Origin of the sequence: Mesorhizobium loti (assembly GCA_014189435.1) — a bacterium.
In the GTDB taxonomy this organism is placed as follows: domain Bacteria; phylum Pseudomonadota; class Alphaproteobacteria; order Rhizobiales; family Rhizobiaceae; genus Mesorhizobium; species Mesorhizobium loti_G.
In genome coordinates, this window is record CP050293.1 from 4,962,127 (window position 1) to 4,980,856 (window position 18,730).

An 18,730-nucleotide genomic window follows, 5' to 3' on the forward strand; every position below is an offset into this window, starting at 1 on the left:
GCCGATCAAAAGGTTTCATGATGTCTAGTCGAGATCCAACGCCCAACAGAGCCACGGCTCCTCTGGTGCTTCGCACGAGCTTCGCCAACCGGCAGCATTGCGGAACGAAATTGGAGCTGAACTATGGTTGAATGCGAACCAATCGAGAAGTCCGCATGCCAAAATTCAATGACGAGTGGAAGGTCGGGTCGCACGGTCGGCTGGAAAAACTCGACGACGGGCTGCTAACTGTTGCGGGCGAAATCCAAATGCCGTTGGGCAAGTTTCCTCGGCGGATGACCGTGGTCAGGCTCAGGGGACGGCGCACCGCTATCTGGAGCGCCATCCCGCTCGCCGAGCCCGAAATGCGAGAAATCGAAGCCCTTGGCGACCCCACCTTCCTTATTGTTCCGGGTACAGCTCACCGGCTCGACATCAAACCCTGGAAGCTGCGCTATCCCAAGGCGAAGGTTGTCTGCGCTCCTGGTGCGATGGACGCCGTGGAGAAAGTCGTCAAAGTCGATGGCACGGGAGATATCTTCAATGATCCCGCCGTCCCGCATGGAGTCAGTACCAGACGTTGCCGGGAAGGAGGCCTCGCTGCTTGTGTGCCGTGAGGGTGGGACGACCCTCGTCGTCAACGACATACTCGCCAATGTGCGCCATCCGCATGGGATTGGCGCTCACATTATGGCACGCGTGCTGGGCTTTGGTGTCAATCGTCCGCAGATGCCGCCAGTTGGCAAATGGCTGTTTGTGAAGGACCGGAAAGCGCTCGCTGGGGCTTTCCGCAAATGGGCAAAAGAACCGGGCCTCGCACGCGTTATCGTCAGCCACGGTGATGTGATCGTCGACGAACCACGAGAGGTGCTCGAAAGGGTTGCAGCTGAGTTGGAGCGTTGGCCTGGGTTCGTCGGAAAAAGGGCCAGCCTAGATCAGCCGACCCTTCTTGAAGCTCACAGCTTCTTATTGATGGCTGCCGCCGTCTTGTTAGTGGCGTCCTTGACCGCGGACTTCACGTCGCCAACAGCCTTCTGGACTTTGCCTTTTGCTTCCTGGGCTGCGCCCTCCGCTCTCAGCCTGTCATTGCCAACGGCCTTGCCGACGCCCTGCTTCACGTTGCCGGCTGCCTGGTTTGCAAGGCCGGCCGCTTTGTCGCTTGTGCTTCCCATGACGATGCGCGCTCCTTTTGGGGGTGATCAACTCATTCAGAACGCTGCGGAATCGGAGAAGTTCCTCCAAAGCTCAGATTGTGTGAGCGATTTAAGCGCCTCGGAACATGCGTGGTTTGGCCGGCTTAATGTCTGATGAACGGGTTCGCAAGATCGCCGACCGGCTGGCGCGACTCGCTTGCCACTCGGCTTTCGTTTTGATGATGCAACCAGCTTGGACCTTCGGCGTTAAAGCCCGTTCTAATGAAAACCACGCCCCGAGGCACCCAGGGAACCAGGTCACATGAGTAGTCCCTCTCAATATCCGATTTGCAGACGGAACCACGATGGTGGTTTCATCCATCGCGGATGCCCAGAAAGCGCTGGCGTGCCAATGGCGGAGTAAGGAGGCCGCAACATACCACGAAGCCTCTCGTCTGCTGGCAGCTGCGAAAGACGGAATTTGCAAGCCAGCAGTGGCCTTCGACGCTTTCAAGAACGCAGCTTCCAGGCAGGGACTTCTTCAGCCGACCAAACCCAGCTCGGCGCTTGGCATGCTGGATGATCTAATGTCGCCGCTGGCCACGTGAAGTTCTATGCGGCAAAGCGCATCGCTCTTCCGTAGTTTGAACACTTTCCCCACGATCGGTAGGTTCGCGCGCTCCAGCAACGTCGTTCTGTCACATGTACTGCCTGTTATGATTGCTCCTCGACAGGACGATGCAACCGCACATCGGCTTTTTGCTCGCCACCCCGAAACCTCTTGCCAGTCTCGGCGGAGTTAATCAGCGACCGTGGGGAACCGCTTGCCAGACACAGCATTGTGACGAGATGCGATCCCACATTCAAGGAACACATCATGGCAAAGTCCCCTCGCCGTACCGTCGGCAACCAAGCCGTCATACATGACCAGGCTTTGATCCGTGGGCTAGGCGGCGAACTTCACCAGACGGCCGAAGGCGATATTCCGGTGTTGACCACCGCCCAGGGCGGCCCGGTGTCGGATGACCAGAACTCGCTGAAGATCGGCGCACGCGGGCCGACCGTCCTCGAAGACTTCCATTTCCGCGAGAAGATCTTTCACTTCGACCACGAGCGCATCCCCGAGCGCGTCGTCCATGCACGTGGCTACGGCGCCCACGGTTATTTCGAGACCTATGAATCGCTGGCCAAATACACCCGCGCCGATATCTTCCAGCGCGCCGGTGAAAAGACGCCGGCCTTCGTGCGCTTCTCCACCGTCGCCGGCAGCAAGGGATCGGCGGATCTGGCGCGCGACGTGCGTGGCTTTGCCGTCAAGCTCTACACGCAGGAAGGCAATTGGGACATTGTCGGCAACAACATCCCGGTCTTCTTCATCCAGGATGCCATCAAGTTTCCCGACCTCGTCCATTCGGTCAAGGAAGAGCCCGACCGTGCCTTTCCACAGGCCCAGTCGGCGCATGACAATTTCTGGGATTTCATCTCGCTCACCCCCGAAAGCATGCACATGATCATGTGGGTGATGTCGGATCGGGCCATCCCGCGCTCCTTGCGCTTCATGGAGGGTTTCGGCGTCCACACCTTCCGGATGGTCAATGCCAAGGACGAATCCACCTTCGTCAAATTTCACTGGAAGCCGAAGCTCGGCATGCAGTCGGTGGCCTGGAACGAGGCGGTGAAGATCAACGGTGCCGATCCGGATTTCCATCGCCGCGACCTTTGGGATTCGATCCAGGCCGGCAATTTTCCGGAGTGGGAGCTCCAGCTGCAACTGTTCGATCAGGCGTTTGCCGACAGCTTCGATTTCGACGTGCTCGACGCCACCAAGCTGATCCCCGAGGAAATCCTGGCGCCGATCCCGGTCGGTCGCCTGGTGCTTGACCGCATGCCCGACAATTTCTTCGCCGAGACCGAGCAGGTCGCGTTCATGACCCAGAATGTCCCACCCGGCATCGATTTCTCCAACGACCCGCTGCTGCAGGGACGGAATTTTTCCTATCTGGATACGCAGCTGAAGCGGCTCGGCGGGCCGAACTTCACGCATATCCCGATCAACGCACCGAAGTGCCCGTTTCATCATTTCCAGCAGGACGGCCACATGGCCATGCGCAGTCCGGTGGGACGGGTGAACTACCAGCCCAATTCCTTCGGCGAAGGGCCGCGGGAGTCGCCGCAGCGCGGGTTCCGTTCGTTCGCCGAGCCCGAAGAAGGTCCCAAACAGCGCATTCGCGCCGAGAGCTTTGCCGATCACTACAGCCAGGCACGGCAGTTCTACATCAGCCAGACACCGACGGAGCAAGGACACATCGCGGCTGCCCTGACCTTCGAACTCAGCAAGGTGAAAACGCCGGTCATTCGCGAACGGATGGTGGCGCACCTTCTCAACATCGATGATGGGCTTGCCAAAAAAGTTGCTGCCGATCTTGGATTGAAGACGATGCCAAAACCCGCTGATGCGGCAGTCGCCACCCGCCAGGATCTTGGCGCCGCGCCATCGCTCAGCATCCTGGAAAACGGGGCTCACCAGTTCAAGGGCCGCAAGCTCGGCATCCTCGTCACCGACGGTACCGACGCCGCACTGCTGAAGGCACTGACTTCAGCCTTGGCCAAGGCCGGCTCCAGTTTCGAGATTATCGCTCCCAAGGTTGGCGGCGCCAAAGCCAGCGACGGCAGTTTTATCGAAGCGGATCAGATGCTCGCGGGCGCTCCCTCCGTCCTTTACGATGCGGTGGCGTTGTTGCCCTCGCAGGCGGCCATCGCCGATCTTGTGAAAGAATCGACCGCTCGCGATTTCGTCGCGGATGCTTTTGCGCATTGCAAGTTCATCGGCTACGTCGAAGCGGCAACGCCCCTGTTGGAGAAGGCGGGCATCGCGGACAGCCTGGACAAGGGCGTCATTTCGTTGTCCGGCCCGAAAGACGTTGCCGGCTTCCTGGGCGAGCTCGGTGAACTGCGCCTGTGGGGTCGAGAGCCGAAAGTGAAAATGTCGTAAGTCCAGCAGCGCTCCCAAGGTCAGATTCAGTCAAAAAAGGACAGGACCGCATTGGACCTGCCCTCTTCCAGAAGTAAGACGCCCTTATCACACTGTCGGAACGACGAGCTTTCAAACGCCTTTGGGAGACGTCGACGCGATTGGCTCTCCGTCCTCGACGGTGTTTTCGTTAACTTGGAAGGCTTTGCCCTGCAGCTTCGTCCGATTTCGCTTGCTGCTGGAATTCTCGGTTTGCGGCACTTGTAACGGCGCTTGCGATCCGATCGGCTCTCCGCCTTCAACGCTGTTTTCGTTCACCTGGAAGGCTTTGCCGTGCAGTGTCTGCTTGGTAAAATCGTTCGTTGTGGGCTCTTTCGCCATTTCGTCCTCCATTGCTGGGAGCACAACTCCCGCCATCGCGGCGAGTTCCAACGTCCGCGCGCGGATGGCTAGCGCATCAAACCGGCGGCGCGCAGGGCATCCTCAATGACCTTGGTGATGCCAGCGGTTGAACCGCGTGCATCACCCGACCGCGCTTCCGCGGCGGGATCGATGCGCACAGCGCGCGGCTTTTCAGCGATGTTGTAGGTCTTCAGCGCGTTGTGGGAGGCGAGCGCCGTGGAGGCTGCCTCTGTCTTCTCCGCGCGCCGCACAGTTGGCTTCGCGAGGCCCCGGGAGCAGGCTATATGGCGTGTCGAGGAAATCCCGACATCCAGCATGAATGGCCCTGCCCCGCCCAGCCCATCGTCGCCGGCCGTCTTCAGTGGTGTGCCGTGGCCCATCCCGGCAACGGTATATTTCTCGATCAGTTCTCGGCCGCTGCTGTCGCACCAGACCTGTCGTGTCTGGCCATCGACTGTCTCGACGCGCGTCGGGCTGGTGCCCACGTCGTGAACGCCATGCCATTGCGCGACGATGGCATCCGCGTTGGACGGCACCACGGTGTTGTCGGCCGAGCCCTGCCAGACCGAAATCTTCGGCCAAGGACCTTTGTGCGGCGAGGCTTCGCGCACAAGCCGCTGGAGTTCAGCTTTGGACGGACCGCCATGGCCACGCATGCGGTCGAAGGCTTCGGGGATCGTTGACGCGCTACCGTAGGCCAGTCCGGCAATGATTGCGCCGCCGGCGAAAACCTCGGGATAGGCGGCCACCATCACTGTCGCCATGGCGCCGCCGGCGGAGAGGCCGGTGATGAAGATGCGCTTGCGGTCGAGCCCATGCGCGACCACCGCTGCCTCGATCATCTGACGGATGGACAGGGCTTCGCCACTGTCGCGCCTGATATCTCCAGGAACAAACCAGTTGAAACAAAGGTTGGCGTTGTTGGCGCGTTGCTGCTCGGGGAACAGGACCGCAAAACCCTGTTCGGCCGCCAGTTGCGACCAGCCGGAACCATGATCATAGTCGGCTGCGATCTGCGTGCAGCCGTGCAGGACGACGACAAGCGGTGCATCCTCCTGCAGACTTTCGGGAACGAAGAGGCGTGCACGCAAAGCACCGGGATTGGAACCAAAGCCGGTCACATCGCACAGTCGATCGTCGCGGTGCTTTGCGGAAGCGACTGGTCGACCGCGCATGGCGCTCAAGCGGGCGATCGTATCTGAGATGTTTCGCAAATCGATATCCTTGCTCGCCGGAATGGCGTCGCACACAACGCACTTGCAGCAATATCGTTGCTGCATCGCACAATAACAAGTTCATCCATGGATAACCTTCGTTTCAGCGACCTCATAGGCACTTGCTAACCAGGCGGGCGGCACCATCCGACCTCAGATGCGTCATTGTTCAATTGAATGGAACAGACATGACCCGCGGTCGTTTGCCTTCTTTCGCAATGCTGAAAGGAAGTGCATATGCCGACTCCTGCTGAACTCGAAGCCAAGTTCTGGAAGTCCCTCAAGGCCGACATGACAATGATGATCGGCATCGATGGATCGAAAGTGATCCCGCGACCGATGACGGCGCAGCTAGCCCGTCTTATGCACGACGTTGCGTCTGAGAGGTTGGCGGATGTAGCCTAAGCGATTGATTTAGCGTAGGATTCGGTTGTCTAAGCCAACCCTGCCACCGCCTCTCGCGAGCCACACCCGCCATGACCGATGATACGTTGCTGCCGCTCTCATTTCCAGCCGTTGGACGCAAGAAGATCACAGCTGCGTTTGACGGCGGACGCATCACCTCGGATGGTGGCGTCATGCTTTTGGCAGCGGCCGAGCGACGCCTGCAACTGGCCGACAGGCTGGCCGCCGCGATCCACGATCCGCGCGATCCAGCGCGGGTGACGCACGCCATGGCCGACATTGTGCGCGCCCGCATCTTTGCGATCGCATGCGGCTACGAGGATGCCAACGATCTCGACCGGCTGCGCACCGACCCGGCCTTCAAGCTCGCCTGCGGGCGGCTGCCCGACAGCGGGATTGATCTGTGCTCGCAGCCGACATGCTCGCGCCTCGAGAACCTGCCCGACCTGCGCACCGTCATCCGGCTCGGCTGGGTGCTGGTCGATCTGTGGCTGTCGAGCTATGCCGCGCCGCCCAAAAGCGTCACGCTCGACATCGACGACACGGTGGATGTCGTTCACGGCCATCAGCAGCTCTCGCTGTTCAACGCCCATTACGACGAGCGTTGCTTCCTGCCGATCCACATCTACGACGCCGCGACAGGACGCCCGGTCGCCATGATCCTGCGTCCTGGCAGGACCCCGGCGGGCAAGGAGATCCGCGGCCATCTGCGCCGGCTTGTCCGGCGCATCCGCGCCCGCTGGCCGACCACCCGCATTCTGATCCGCGGCGATGGCCACTATGGCCGGGCGCAAGTCATGGCATGGTGCGAGGACAATGCGGTCGACTACCTCTTCGGATTGCCCGGCAACAAGGTTCTCCAGCGTCTCGTTGATGAAGCCGCCGACGATATCCGCACCCGCCGCGCGCTCGAGCAGAAGCCGGTGCTGCGCGGCTATGCCGAGACCCGATACAAGGCGAAATCCTGGAGGACGGAACGCCGCGCCTGCGCCCGCATCGAGGCAACCACCCTCGGCCTCGACATCCGCTTCGTCGTCACCAATCTCGACAAAGGCTCCGCCGAGCATGTCTACGATGTGATCTACTGCGCCCGCGGCCAGGCCGAAAACCTGATCAAGATGCACAAGAGCCAGCTCGCCTCCGACCGCACCAGCTGCCGCTCACCGATTGCCAACCAGGTCCGTCTCGTCCTGCACACCGCCGCATACTGGTTGATGCTCACCCTGCGCGAGGCAGTGCCCACGACCCATCATCTGTGCAACGCCGAGTTCTCTACACTGCGGCTCAGGCTTCTCAAGCTCGGCGCCCGCGTCACCGAAACCGTCTCGCGCATCCGTCTGGCCTTCGCCGCCGCCTGTCCCGAAGCAAGTCTGTTCCGAACGATCGCCATCACGCTGCAGCCCGCAGGGCCATGAGCGCCGGGGCATCAAAGCCCCACCGAACCCGATACCTTGACCCTCCAGCGCGTTCCAAAGTCCAGTCTCAGCTGCGGTGAAAAAGACGCCTCACACCTTCATGACCGAACGCCAAGCGGCAAGGAACCAGGCCGCTCGTGAATAGGACGGGCTAGAGGGTGACCGAAACGGTCCGATTTGGTTCTTCACCGCAAAAGACAGCGAGCTTGTTCAGGGCCTGGGGAGCGGCAACCAGGTAACCGCTACCTTCACCTCAAAGAACCATGATCTGTTTGCTACCGTGCAAGGGAAGCTCTGGGTGGACAAAGACCGCGCGGCGATTGATCGGCTTTGGAACCGCTTCGTGGCTGCCTGGTTTGAAGGCGGAAAAGAGGACCCCAAGCTTGCGTTGCTGCGGTTCGATCCGCAGGAGGCAGAGATTTGGCTGGATGGCTCAAGCGTGATGGCGGGCATCAAGATGCTGCTCGGGTTCGACCCTAAGGAGAGCTACAAGGACAACGTCGCCAAGGTCGATCTGTAGTGGTCAGGACTGCACTCGAGATAAAATTGAATGTAGATCAGCCATAGCAACTTCCCGCAACGGCGCGACCTCGGCAGGCTTTCTGCCAAAGCCAAGACAGGATTTCCAAGACGGAACGGAGCCATCACGCGATGGACAACAAGCCCTCGTTAATTGATAGCGAAGCGGCCAGTCGCGCGGAATCAACGACGGAAGCGAGTAGGGCTGCGCTAAGGTCGGAGCATGGGGATCGGGGGCGCAATGCAGCATGGCCGTCGCAAATTCCGGCGCTCGGTTGGAAGGACATTTTCTGGCGCCTTTGGGAAGAGTTCAACAAGGACCGGGTTCTGCTGGTCGCTGCCGGAGCCACATTCTATCTCCTGCTTGCGCTGTTTCCGGCGCTGGCGGCGTTCATTTCGATCTATGGTTTCGTCGCCGATCCAGTCACCGTTGCGGACCATGTCGCGTATCTTGGCGGACTGTTGCCATCGGGAGGTCTCGACCTCATCCGTGATCAGCTGCATGCCCTTGCCACACAGAAACCGGCTGCGCTTGGCACCGGCTTTTTCGTCGGCCTGGCCATCGCGCTCTGGAGTGCCAATAGCGGGATGAAGGCGCTATTCGACGCAATGAACATCGCTTACGAGGAAAGCGAGAAACGTACCTTCATCACCCTGAATCTGATGTCGATCCTGTTCACGGTTGGGGCGTTGGTCATCGGCATCGTTTTGCTGCTGGCGGTTGGCGTTGTCCCCGCGCTGTTGCGCTTTTTCTATCTTGATGCCTGGACGGAGACGCTTGTGAACGTTTCGCGATGGCCGGTTCTGATGGTGGCAATGCTGTCGGGAATTTCATTGCTTTACCGCTTCGGCCCAAGCCGCGAGCGTGCGAAATGGCGATGGTTGAGCTGGGGTGCCTTTTCCGCGACTGCAGTTTGGATCGCTGCCTCGTGGCTGTTCTCATTCTATCTGCAACATTTCGCCAACTACAACGCCACATACGGATCGCTTGGTGCGGTTGTCGGCTTGATGATGTGGACCTGGATTTCGGTCATCATCCTGATCGCTGGTGCGGCAATCAATGCGGAGATGGAGCATCAGACGGCGATCGACTCGACCACGGGTCCGGCGCTTCCAATGGGCAAGCGTGGTGCAGTCGTCGCCGATACGTTGGGAAAAGTAGCCGACTGATAGCCCGAGGCAGCTTCCTGTTTGCCAGTTGGATGACTATCTGTCGAAGGCAGCGAACAGGACAGGCCGCACAAATTGTCCCAACGATCAGGAAGTGCCGATCTTCCGCTTCATGGCGGGCGCGTGCCGAAAGGGCTCGGCGACCGCATGACGCGCCTTGGTGCCGTCATATGCGAAGCGATCCATCACTATGGTCGCAACGAACCGCTGCGCAGGCTCGCCCATCCTTTCTGGTTTCAATCCTTCGGCGCGGTCATGGGACGGATTGGCACTCCTCGGGCATCACGACCAGCGTCGTTGGCGCGCTGAAACGTGGACTGACGCCACTCAGTTCTTGTGGTGCTGGCTAAAGCTGAGACTCAATCGGTAAGTGGCGAACCAAGGCTGACAGGATTCGGCGAAAAACGCCGGCCTCTGGCTCATGGGTATAGTCCTGGAGCTCGCCTTCATCGCACCCATGCCAGTGCAAAACATTGTTTCTCAATTCAAGCCGATAGCTGGCTTCCGGTGCGATCTCGGCTTGAAAGCGCTGCCGAAGCTCAGCTACCAATTTCTCATCTTCAAACAGCACGCCCATTTCGGAATTCAACGACACGGACCGTGGATCAAAATTGAAGGAACCGACGAACCCGGTCTTGTCGTCAACGGTGAACGCTTTCGTGTGCAGGCTGGCACCCTTGGAGCCAAATACAGAGATCACCGCTTGACGGCTGAAAGGTTGAAGCTCGAAAAGCTTGATACCATTCCTGAGCAAGCGCTTGCGGTAGTTTGCATAAGCACCATGGACCGCTGCGACATCTGTCGCCGCCAGGGAATTGGTCAAAACGGAAACATCGACCCCCTTCGCCACCAGGTCCAGTAAGACGGCGGAACCCCTTCTCCCAGGGATGAAATAGGGGGATACAATTTCAAGGCAATTGCGTGCCGACTGAATGATTGGGAGCAGTTCCCTCATGAGCCAGCTCCGTCGTCTCCAGCCGCGCACCTTTTCTGGAGGATCCGAAATCACGCGCGCTTGAGCGACCCAATGCACCTCGTTGCTTGCGGCGATGAACTCTGTAATCGACACGCGGTCACCGATGGCATTCAAAAGCTTTGACGCGGTATCGGCATCGCTTCTTTCAAACAGATTAGCATGCGCGGTCTCGGCAACTGAACCGAGGACGCCAATCGGTATTGCTTCCTTGCAAGCCCAAAACGCATCAAAGATTTGAGCGGTTTGCTGCACCGCAGGACCGAGGAGCAGCACGTCGAGATCCCGGAAATTGGTTTCCGCCGCATCAAAATAGGCGTCTCCTACATTGCGCCCGCCGACGATGGCGATCGTATCGTCGGCGATCCAGGCCTTGTTGTGCATACGCCGCGTGAGCGCAAAAAGCCGCATAAGCACTTCCACACCACGCATTATCCTGCCGGGCCTGATGCCGCTCGGATTGAAAACCTTCACTTCGATGTTGGGATGATTGCTCAACGCCAGATAGGTGGAATCGTTTTTGCGCGGATTGGTGTCGTCGAGGAGCATGCGCACCCGCACGCCGCGCTCAGCGGCCCGGAAAACCTCTTGCAGGAGCAGGCGACCCGTATGGTCATCGTGCCAAAGGTAGTACATCAGGTCGAGAGTGCGAATGGCGCTTCTTGCCGCCAGAACGCGCACGGCGAAGGCGTCATAATTGTCCGGGACAAGCAGCAAGCCACTCCTGCCAGCCGCGATGTTGTAGTCCGCAATTCGCGAAACGGATATGTCCATGAAATGACCACTCATAGCCGGCGATCGACGCCGGGCCTGTATAAAATAATAGCAAGAACCTTTCAGCCATGATCTGGTTGCATCGGCACTGCCTAATCCGCTGGAGGTTCAACGGCATGATAAGCAAACTATCCAGCACTATGCAGAACCTCGTTACCGCCAGCCATGTGGCGGAAAGCCTATCAGGTGGTCTGGCGCACGCCGGCTCCCCCGGCGAACTCGAGAGCGGCGGCTAAATCCAGGACGTCCTCGGCGATCGTTTCAGCACCCTCCGCACATCCGAAGCCGAGGTTCCGGACCTGCAAAGGTATCGAAGGCCCCTTTACAGTTCCAATAACTCGGAATTGCCCGCGGAGCGGCTACGCCTATAGGCAGCGCGCGATTGTGGAGGATTCTTCCCAAGATCAAGCGGCGGCCGCCCATCAGTGCCCTACTCCGGAGCCTGCGTTCAGGCAGGTCAGAGAAGGTTGGATTTCCGATCCACTCCTCCGCCAATGCACCCTTGTGGAACTGTTGCGACATAACCACTGATGTCCACCTCTCCCTGGACCCCGCCAAAACCGTGCCCGGATGAAGTGCCACTCAGCCATTGGTGTAGCAACGGCATCGCCTTCATGATCGAAGGCCATGCATATTCCTGGCTGGTTTCCAGAGGCCGGAAGCTAGACTAAGCGGGTCAAATATTCTGGACCGCGAGATTATATGCCTTGACCGCCCGACCTGGCGCCCGACCCCGACGTCGAGGCGCGATACCGCCTAGGCGTGAGCGCGGCCAACGCGATTATGGTCGGTGACAGGATGGATACCGACGTGCTCGCTGGATTGGAATCGGGCCTGATGACAGCGCTGGTGCTAACCGGTTTGACTACGAGCGCGCACATTGTGCGATTTTCATTCAGACCGAACCATGTGATCGACCGTTCAGCCGATCTGGGCCAGATTATCGCGGACGAGCTCGCTGCGGCACCTCGCGCCGCCTAGCCAACACAACGCTAGGCTGGCCAGGTAGATTGCGGACCGCATTGCCGAGGGTGCTGAAGGCACCCCGGCCACCGCCGGCGCTACCGGTGCCTCTCCTCTCGAAAGTCACAGTCGTATAGGATCATTTCGACCCACTCCCCGTGAATTCCCATATGGAGGTGCGCCGAAAGGCATCCACGCTCGACCAGAGCCAGGGAGGCGTGGCCAGATCCATCGTGCGTGGCTCCACCAGGCTATCGGTCCGCTACTCGCTTTCCGCTGTCGTTCGCCAAGTCACTGTGACACACGGCTTCATTTGCGAATGATCCATTCGATCATGCCGCAAATCAACGTGCACCTCGTCCGAGAGTCGGCGCACCATCGCGTTGGCGTGTTCGGCCCATCGCGCTTCTGGGATGAGGAGTTCAGCGACTGATGTGCGCAGGACGTGGAAATGGAGCGCGGACACGTGGGGGTTAAGTCGTCGTCCATGGCATAGCTCCCGGCAAGGGCGGAGTACGCTGACACTCTCAAGCGCCGGCGCCCATACAGTGGCCAGCGACAGTGCATGATGCGCTCTAGCTAAGGAGTCGCTTAACCGTCGAATTTGGCCCCGTGAACCCAGTCCCACCCTCTGGCGGCTTCTCTACCAGGGTCGGTTTCAACGGCTCGATGAACTGCAAACGCATCCACTGACCCACAAAAATGCGATTCAAGCCAAGGAAATGAATTTGGTCCGGAACCAAATCACCTGTCGCTAATTTATAGCGGCGAAATTTCCAAATCGTCGACGTTTTTATCGGTCAGGTGGTCACTAGGTGGGGAGACGAAGATGAAGCCAAACTGCGAATACAGAAGGCGGCGTCGAGATGAAGCCAGGCAATCGGAGTTCGTTGAGCCCTACGGCGTGGACGAGTTCGCTGCCCGACACGGCTTGAGCCCAAGGGTGGCAAGAATCGTCCTGCTCGCCAATGGACCCTCACGAACAATGTGCGACGCCGGCGCGCTTTCATCGCTGCTATGGCGGCCAGAGCCAGCGACCGAGGCGGCGGCTAGTTTCAACCGCGCTAGGGAACGAGTTCGTCGAACAGGCATTTCATCGATCGAACAGGAGGCCATCGAAATGGAAATCATCAATACGTTGGTTCACCGTAACCCCGCCTTGCCAACGGTAGAGTTTCTTGGCGAAGGCGGTGAGGCCATACGCGTGGCGATCGCCTCAGGCGACGCGGCACGCACCGACGAAGAGCTGGTGGAAACGGCCAAGCAGATGATGGTGCAGGTTGTGGCATTCGACCGCCCGGACTTGTACGAGGACCACGCACAGGGGGAGAGCGGCATCTATACGTTCGAGTATCAGGACAAGGGCGTGGTGAGGATCATGCCGGGCATCACCTTGCCCAACCTCGGCGCCGTCCAGGAAGAGGTCAATCGGTCGGGCGAAGATATGTGGAAAGACGCGCTCGACAAGCCGGAGACGCCGGTCGGATGGGCCGTGCGCGCACGCAATGATCGTGGCGATATCGTCGCCACCTGCACCTACGAGGAACTCCAGCGGCGCGGCCCCTAAGCTGCGACCCCACATAATTCGAGTGGGGTGGGAACGGGAAGGTGGACACTCTGTTAACGACGGCCTCCCATTGACGAGGCCCAACAACAGCAGGAGCAAAAGAGATGGCGACAACCAAAGCATCATCCAAAAACCTCAACGATCTTTTTCACGATACCCTCAAGGACATCTACTTCGCCGAGAAGAAGATCCTCGCAACCCTGCCCAAGATGGCAAAGGCGGCGCAGAGCGCAGATCTGAAGGCTGCCTTCGAGAAGCATCGCGGCCAGACGGAGGAGCACGTCGCGCGCCTCGAAGAGGTCTTTGAAGTCATCGGCAAGAAGCCCGCGCCAAAGACCTGTGCTGCCATCGTGGGCATCACCGACGAGGGCGCCGAGATCATGGAAGAGTACAAACGTTCCCCTGCCCTCGATGCCGGCCTGCTCGCGGCGGCACAAGCTGTTGAACACTACGAGATTTCGCGCTACGGCACGCTGCGGACCTGGGCAGCGGAACTCGGCCTGACCGAGGCAGTCAATCTGTTGGACCTGACGCTCGGCGAAGAAAAAGAGACCGACGCGGCTCTCACCGAACTCGCGGAATCTGCAGTCAACATCGCTGCCGAAGCGGCCTAGCGAACACAGGTCCATCGGCCCTGTGTTCGCGAGCCCTGGTGGTCGATCGCCAGGGCTCACCTCACGCCATTTCTACGCAAGGGCGCGATATTGCACGCCAGCGTGCGATTTTTCCATGCGCCTCGATCCGCTTCGCTTGTCGAAAGCTGACCGGCAGCGCGCTTTCGGCGATCTAGGCAACATAACCCCGCCGGAATGGGTGCCTTACGAAACAAGCGATGAATGCTATCCGGCAAACGATCAGGTGGTGAAGTTCGTGCTGCGCTAACTAATAGCAGGCGTTGATTTACGAGTGTCCGCTCGTGGCGCAACCTCGAACTGAACTTCGCTTTCGGCGACGTCCACTTTTAGGCGGTGGGTAGCCAATCTTTTCGAGAACTTAGCAGATCACCCAAAACGCCGATTGTGGCGGTATGTACCCCATACATACGTACGCCTACCGCCTATGCTTGCCGTGAAATCACCCGCCTGCGATCAATCGGAAGTGCCTGCTCATCGCACTTACCTTGCCACTACGTCCAATGCACTCGCGCTCTACTCCAACGGCCCTTTTCGTCTCCGAATTGATTTCGCAATCGTTGCGGGAAAGAATGAGGCATGTCTAATCGTGAGGTGTAATTTGACCGATATCACAAACCACTATGGCAGCGATGGCATCGTCGAACGCATTCTGGGTGCGGTGCCGGATGCCCATGCCCTCGTTACCAGGCAACTCTATCCGTTCGACCAGCTGCATGGCCGCGAACTGGTCGCGACGCAGGACCACGCGGCGCGCCTTGCCCCCTCGTCCACCGATCGGATTCTCGATATCGGCAGCGGTATCGGCGGCCCGGCGCGGTTCCTGGCCGACACTTATGGCTGCAGCGTCGACGGCGTCGACCTGACACCGGCTTTTGTCGAGGCATCCCGCCGGCTGACCGAACTGTGCGGGCTGAGCGACAAGGTTCGTTTCCACGAGGCCAACGCCACAAAGCTGCCTTTCGCCGACGCCACGTTCGACGCGGCTATCTGCTTCTATGTCGGCATGAACATTGCCGACAAGGAAGCGGTGATCGGGCAAGCCTTTCGCGTGCTGAAGCCGCGGGGCAGACTGATCTGGACCGAGGCCGTGCTGGTGGGTGGTGATCCCCACTATCCCCTGCCCTGGGCGGTGTCGCCCGCGGGCAGCCACCTCGTTGACGGCAACACGCTGAAAAGCCTTTTTGTCGAAGCCGGTTTCCTGCTCGACGACGTCATCGACGAAACCGGCGAGCATGTCGAACTGGCGTTGAAGCGGGAAAATACCGGCATCGTGCCCTCACCCGCGCAGCGGCAGGCCAACGAGATCGTGCTCGGTCAAGAGTTCGTGCAGCGCCGCAAGAACTACATAACCAGCCTTAGCGAGGGAAAGCTCGCCTCGCTGGCAGTGTTCGGCTCGAAGCGAGGATAAATCTCGGACAGCAGAGCCCGCCTGCGCATCTGGTGCAACATGCAACCGTCAGCGAAGTTCCGACCGCTAACAAAAAAGCCCGCCGGCCGAAGCCAGCGGGAATTTGGGGTCTGCCAGATTGAGGTCTGGCAGATTGGAAACGGTCCGGCCCGGCTTTTCTAGCCGATGTCTAAATCACTGCCACCCAGACCGCATGGCAGGTTCCGATTGAACGCCCGGACCTTGGCAACGTTTCCGGACTGGGGTGGGGTGATCGATCTACCCGGGTGGGCCGAGCGGTGGGTAGGTCCAATTGGTACGGCCGGCAAGGCTGGTAGGCCAATACCTATGGAGTTGAAAAGGGCGCTGTAAAATACAGTGCCCCTCTTTTTCGAATTGTCAAAAGATCCAGGCGACGGAAGCTCCAGGCGACGGCCACAACCGACGGAAGCGGAACCATAAAACGGGGCCGCCGTTACTGGTTCTTGAAATCGCCATTGGGGGATCAAGTGGACAGAGACGATGCGTCATCGATTGCTTCTGGAGTCAGCGGCCTCGATTACATTCTTCGCGGCGGTTACGCCAAAAATCGATCTCATCTAGTCGAGGGGAAACCAGGTTCCGGGAAGACCACGCTCGGCCTCCAGTTCCTGATCGAGGGAGCGAAGAGCGGCGAGACGTGCCTCTACATCACTTTGTCCGAAAGCAAGCGCGAACTGCTCTCGGTTGCCGGCCGTCACGGTTGGGACCTGCAGGGCGTACAAATTCTTGAACTTGTGCCTCCGGAGCTTAGCCTCGACCCGTCACAGCTCCAGACATTGGTTCATTCCTCCGAACTGGAACTCGGGGAAACCGTGCAGTCTGCCTTGGCCGAGATTGGCCGCATCAAACCCGATCGCGTGGTGTTCGATTCGCTCTCTGAAATCCGGCTTTTGTCGCAAGGGTCGCTGCGCTATCGGCGTCAGGTGTTGGCGCTGAAGAGCTTCTTTATGCTCAACAATGTGACAGTGTTAATGCTCGACGACCTGACGAGCGAGCAGGACGACCTCAATTTGCATTCGATCAGCCACGGCGTGATTAGGATGGAGCAGCTTTCGCCCATCTATGGTGGAGAGCGCCGGCGGCTGCGGGTGATCAAGATGCGCGGAGTGCAGATCCGGGGCGGTTTTCACGATTTCGTTATTCGCCCAGGCGGGGTTACAGCCTTTCCGCGGCTGGTTGCAGCCGAGCATCAGATGGCAGAGGATGGTTCCCCGGCCATGAGCAACAACCAGATCGACGCCCTGCTCGGCGGCGGCTTGGAACGCGGGACCAGCACGTTGCTGATGGGGCCGTCTGGCGTTGGCAAGTCCACCATTGCCTGCACCTATTGCCACGCCGCACTCATGCGTGGCGAGCGTGTGCTGGTGCTGTTGTTTGACGAGACAAAGCGCATTTTCCTGGCGCGCGCCGCAGGGCTCGGCATGGATCTGGAGCCATTTGCCGATGACGGGATGCTGATGCTTGAGCCGGTCAATCCTGCTGAGCTCTCGCCGGGAGAATTGTCTTCGCGCATCCAGGCAGCTGTGGAAGGTTCCAATGCCCGGATCGTCGTGATCGACAGCCTCACCGGCTACCTCAATGCCATGTCGGAAGAACAGCATCTGGTGCTGCAGATGCACGAGATTCTCACCTATCTCAATCAGAAGGCTGTTGTGACGATCCTGCTTCTGGCCAATCACGGGCTATATGGTCAAATGGCCGCGCCGGTCGATATGACCTATCTCTGCGATTCCATCATGCTTCTACGTTTCTTCGAAAATGCAGGCCGGTTGAGACGCGCTATTTCGGTTGTCAAGAAACGCGTTGGGCCGCACGAAGAGACAATTCGCGAGTTTAAGATCGGTGTTACCGGAGTGGCGGTGGGCGAGCCGCTGGAACAGTTCCGTGGCATCCTGATGGGATCCCCAGAATTCGAGGGCAAGCAGGGCGATCTTCTGAGAGACAAGGCATCGTGATGTCATCCAGCCCCGGAGTGCTCGTGCTGGCGCCGCTCGGCCGCGATGCGAAGATCGCGGCCTCCATCCTGGAGACGAACCAGATTGCCTCGAGGGTTTGCGACAGTCTGGAGGAAACCGTGCCCTTCCTGGACGAGGCACATTGCCTTGTCGTGGCAGAGGAGGCCCTGATCAGTTCCGATCGAAGCCGGTTCGCTGCCTGGCTTGAAAACCAGCCGGCATGGTCGGATTTTCCAATCGTGCTTCTGACCTTGCGAGGGGCCGAAGTTGATGCGCGGTTGGCATTTCTGGACCGCTATCTGATCGTGCTTGAACGGCCATTCCTGGCGTCGAGCCTCGCCAACTCGGTGCGTTCCGCCCTGCGCGCCCGCGCCCGCCAACGGGAGGTCCAATCCTATATCGAACAGAAGCAGGAAGTCGCCGACCGGCAGAAATTGCTGATCCGCGAACTGCATCACCGCGTCAAGAACACCCTGGCCAACGTGCGCGCCATGATGGGCGCGACGGCCAGGTCGAGCGACAACGTCGACGATTTTATGCGTGACTTTTCAGCCAGGCTCGTTTCGCTGGCCGACACGCATTCGATGCTTACCGACGATTATTGGCAGACTGCATCCCTGCATAAACTGCTTGAAAGCGAGCTTGGCCACTACGAGACGCGCGACAGGCCGCGTATCCTCCTGGAGGGACCGAACGTCGCGCTTGTTGCTGACATCGCAATCCCAGTCGGGATGGCCTTCCATGAATTGGCCTCCAATTCGTCGAAGTTCGGCGCGTTGTCGCGGCCTCAAGGCCGCCTGGATGTCCGCTGGTCGGTCGCCACGTCCGCCGAGGCGCAGATCGTCAATCTTGATTGGCGAGAACGGAATGGGCCGGAGGTCGAGCTCCCCAAGCGACGCGGGTTTGGCACGACGCTGCTGGAAAAGGTTGTTGCGGTGCAGTGTAACGCCAAGGTCGAATTGAACTTTCATCGCGACGGCTTGCAGTTCATCATGGCCCTGCCGCTGCGCGACACGCGCCTCGTGCCTGCCTATTGACGCAGCTCGAAAAGCCTCATCTTCTCGGAGTTGTCAGACGTCTATCGGCATCACGAAGGTGAAGCGGGTTTCGCCGAGGTGAGAGACGTCGATACGACCGCCATAGGCCTTGGCAATCTCGCTGGCGATTTAAAGCCCGATCCCCAAACCCTGTTGGCTGGCTTTCCCCGCGCCCGTAAAACGGCTGGA

Annotated in this window: 17 protein-coding genes and 2 pseudogenes; 15 read left to right on the forward strand and 4 right to left on the reverse strand. The window is 59.4% G+C overall.

Annotation, left to right across the window (positions count from 1 at the left end; translation table 11 throughout):
* The first annotated feature begins 155 nt into the window (after positions 1-155).
* Positions 156-596, forward strand: coding sequence for a hypothetical protein (locus HB777_23875; GenBank protein ID QND66652.1), 441 nt, complete (start codon positions 156-158; stop codon positions 594-596).
* A gap of 339 nt (positions 597-935) precedes the next feature.
* Here HB777_23875 and HB777_23880 read toward each other — a convergent pair whose 3' ends face one another.
* The gene (locus HB777_23880; protein ID QND66653.1) at positions 936-1,151 is read right to left on the reverse strand and encodes a CsbD family protein; all 216 of its coding nucleotides are present in this window, start codon (positions 1,149-1,151) and stop codon (positions 936-938) included.
* 203 nt (positions 1,152-1,354) lie between these two features.
* On the opposite strand from HB777_23880, the pseudogene HB777_23885 reads away from it, so the two are divergent.
* Positions 1,355-1,720, forward strand: a pseudogene (locus HB777_23885) (DUF982 domain-containing protein).
* Positions 1,721-1,989: 269 nt separating this feature from the next.
* Complete coding sequence (locus HB777_23890) at positions 1,990-4,104, forward strand: catalase (protein ID QND66654.1); 2,115 nt, start codon at positions 1,990-1,992, stop codon at positions 4,102-4,104.
* Positions 4,105-4,215: 111 nt separating this feature from the next.
* Here the strand turns inward: HB777_23890 and HB777_23895 are convergent, their stop codons facing one another.
* Both HB777_23895 and HB777_23900 read right to left on the reverse strand, forming a co-directional pair.
* Entirely contained in the window at positions 4,216-4,464 is a 249-nt protein-coding gene (locus HB777_23895; protein ID QND66655.1) for a hypothetical protein, read from the reverse strand.
* A gap of 68 nt (positions 4,465-4,532) precedes the next feature.
* Positions 4,533-5,660 carry a PHB depolymerase family esterase gene (locus HB777_23900; GenBank protein QND68889.1) on the reverse strand — a complete coding sequence of 376 codons (1,128 nt, stop codon included), beginning with the start codon at positions 5,658-5,660 and terminating at the stop codon, positions 4,533-4,535.
* Positions 5,661-5,936: 276 nt separating this feature from the next.
* Between HB777_23900 and HB777_23905 the strand changes: the two genes are divergently transcribed.
* From HB777_23905 to HB777_23925, 5 genes and pseudogenes are all read left to right on the forward strand, one after another.
* Positions 5,937-6,104: a hypothetical protein gene (locus HB777_23905; protein QND66656.1), complete on the forward strand. Its 168-nt coding sequence runs from the start codon at positions 5,937-5,939 to the stop codon at positions 6,102-6,104.
* 71 nt (positions 6,105-6,175) lie between these two features.
* A complete protein-coding gene (locus HB777_23910) occupies positions 6,176-7,519 on the forward strand; it encodes an IS1380 family transposase (protein ID QND66657.1) in 1,344 nt (447 codons plus the stop codon).
* 175 nt (positions 7,520-7,694) lie between these two features.
* Positions 7,695-8,039: a pyridoxamine 5'-phosphate oxidase family protein gene (locus HB777_23915; protein QND68890.1), complete on the forward strand. Its 345-nt coding sequence runs from the start codon at positions 7,695-7,697 to the stop codon at positions 8,037-8,039.
* Positions 8,040-8,170: 131 nt separating this feature from the next.
* Positions 8,171-9,208, forward strand: a complete 1,038-nt coding sequence (locus HB777_23920; protein QND66658.1) for a YihY/virulence factor BrkB family protein — start codon at positions 8,171-8,173, stop codon at positions 9,206-9,208.
* Positions 9,209-9,283: 75 nt separating this feature from the next.
* A pseudogene (locus HB777_23925) lies at positions 9,284-9,540 on the forward strand (DUF763 domain-containing protein).
* A 14-nt stretch (positions 9,541-9,554) separates the two neighbouring features.
* Here HB777_23925 and HB777_23930 read toward each other — a convergent pair.
* On the reverse strand, positions 9,555-10,955 hold the full coding sequence (locus HB777_23930; GenBank protein ID QND66659.1) for a phospholipase D family protein: 1,401 nt from the start codon (positions 10,953-10,955) through the stop codon (positions 9,555-9,557).
* 783 nt (positions 10,956-11,738) lie between these two features.
* Here HB777_23930 and HB777_23935 point away from each other — a divergent pair.
* The 7 genes from HB777_23935 (at position 11,739) to HB777_23965 (ending at position 18,541) form a co-directional block, all read left to right on the forward strand.
* Positions 11,739-11,936 (forward strand): HAD hydrolase-like protein, encoded by a 198-nt coding sequence (locus tag HB777_23935; GenBank protein QND68891.1) that lies wholly within the window; start codon positions 11,739-11,741, stop codon positions 11,934-11,936.
* Positions 11,937-13,038: 1,102 nt separating this feature from the next.
* A complete protein-coding gene (locus HB777_23940) occupies positions 13,039-13,485 on the forward strand; it encodes a hypothetical protein (GenBank protein ID QND66660.1) in 447 nt (148 codons plus the stop codon).
* A gap of 104 nt (positions 13,486-13,589) precedes the next feature.
* Positions 13,590-14,099 carry a ferritin-like domain-containing protein gene (locus HB777_23945; GenBank protein ID QND66661.1) on the forward strand — a complete coding sequence of 170 codons (510 nt, stop codon included), beginning with the start codon at positions 13,590-13,592 and terminating at the stop codon, positions 14,097-14,099.
* Between the two features lie 115 nt (positions 14,100-14,214).
* Complete coding sequence (locus HB777_23950; GenBank protein QND66662.1) at positions 14,215-14,367, forward strand: hypothetical protein; 153 nt, start codon at positions 14,215-14,217, stop codon at positions 14,365-14,367.
* A 351-nt stretch (positions 14,368-14,718) separates the two neighbouring features.
* Positions 14,719-15,528, forward strand: a complete 810-nt coding sequence (locus tag HB777_23955) for a methyltransferase domain-containing protein (protein ID QND66663.1) — start codon at positions 14,719-14,721, stop codon at positions 15,526-15,528.
* A 488-nt stretch (positions 15,529-16,016) separates the two neighbouring features.
* Entirely contained in the window at positions 16,017-17,504 is a 1,488-nt protein-coding gene (locus tag HB777_23960) for an AAA family ATPase (protein QND66664.1), read from the forward strand.
* Positions 17,504-18,541 (forward strand): sensor histidine kinase, encoded by a 1,038-nt coding sequence (locus HB777_23965; GenBank protein ID QND66665.1) that lies wholly within the window; start codon positions 17,504-17,506, stop codon positions 18,539-18,541. The genes HB777_23960 and HB777_23965 overlap by 1 nt, the downstream gene beginning before the upstream one ends.
* The last annotated feature ends 189 nt before the right edge of the window (positions 18,542-18,730 follow it).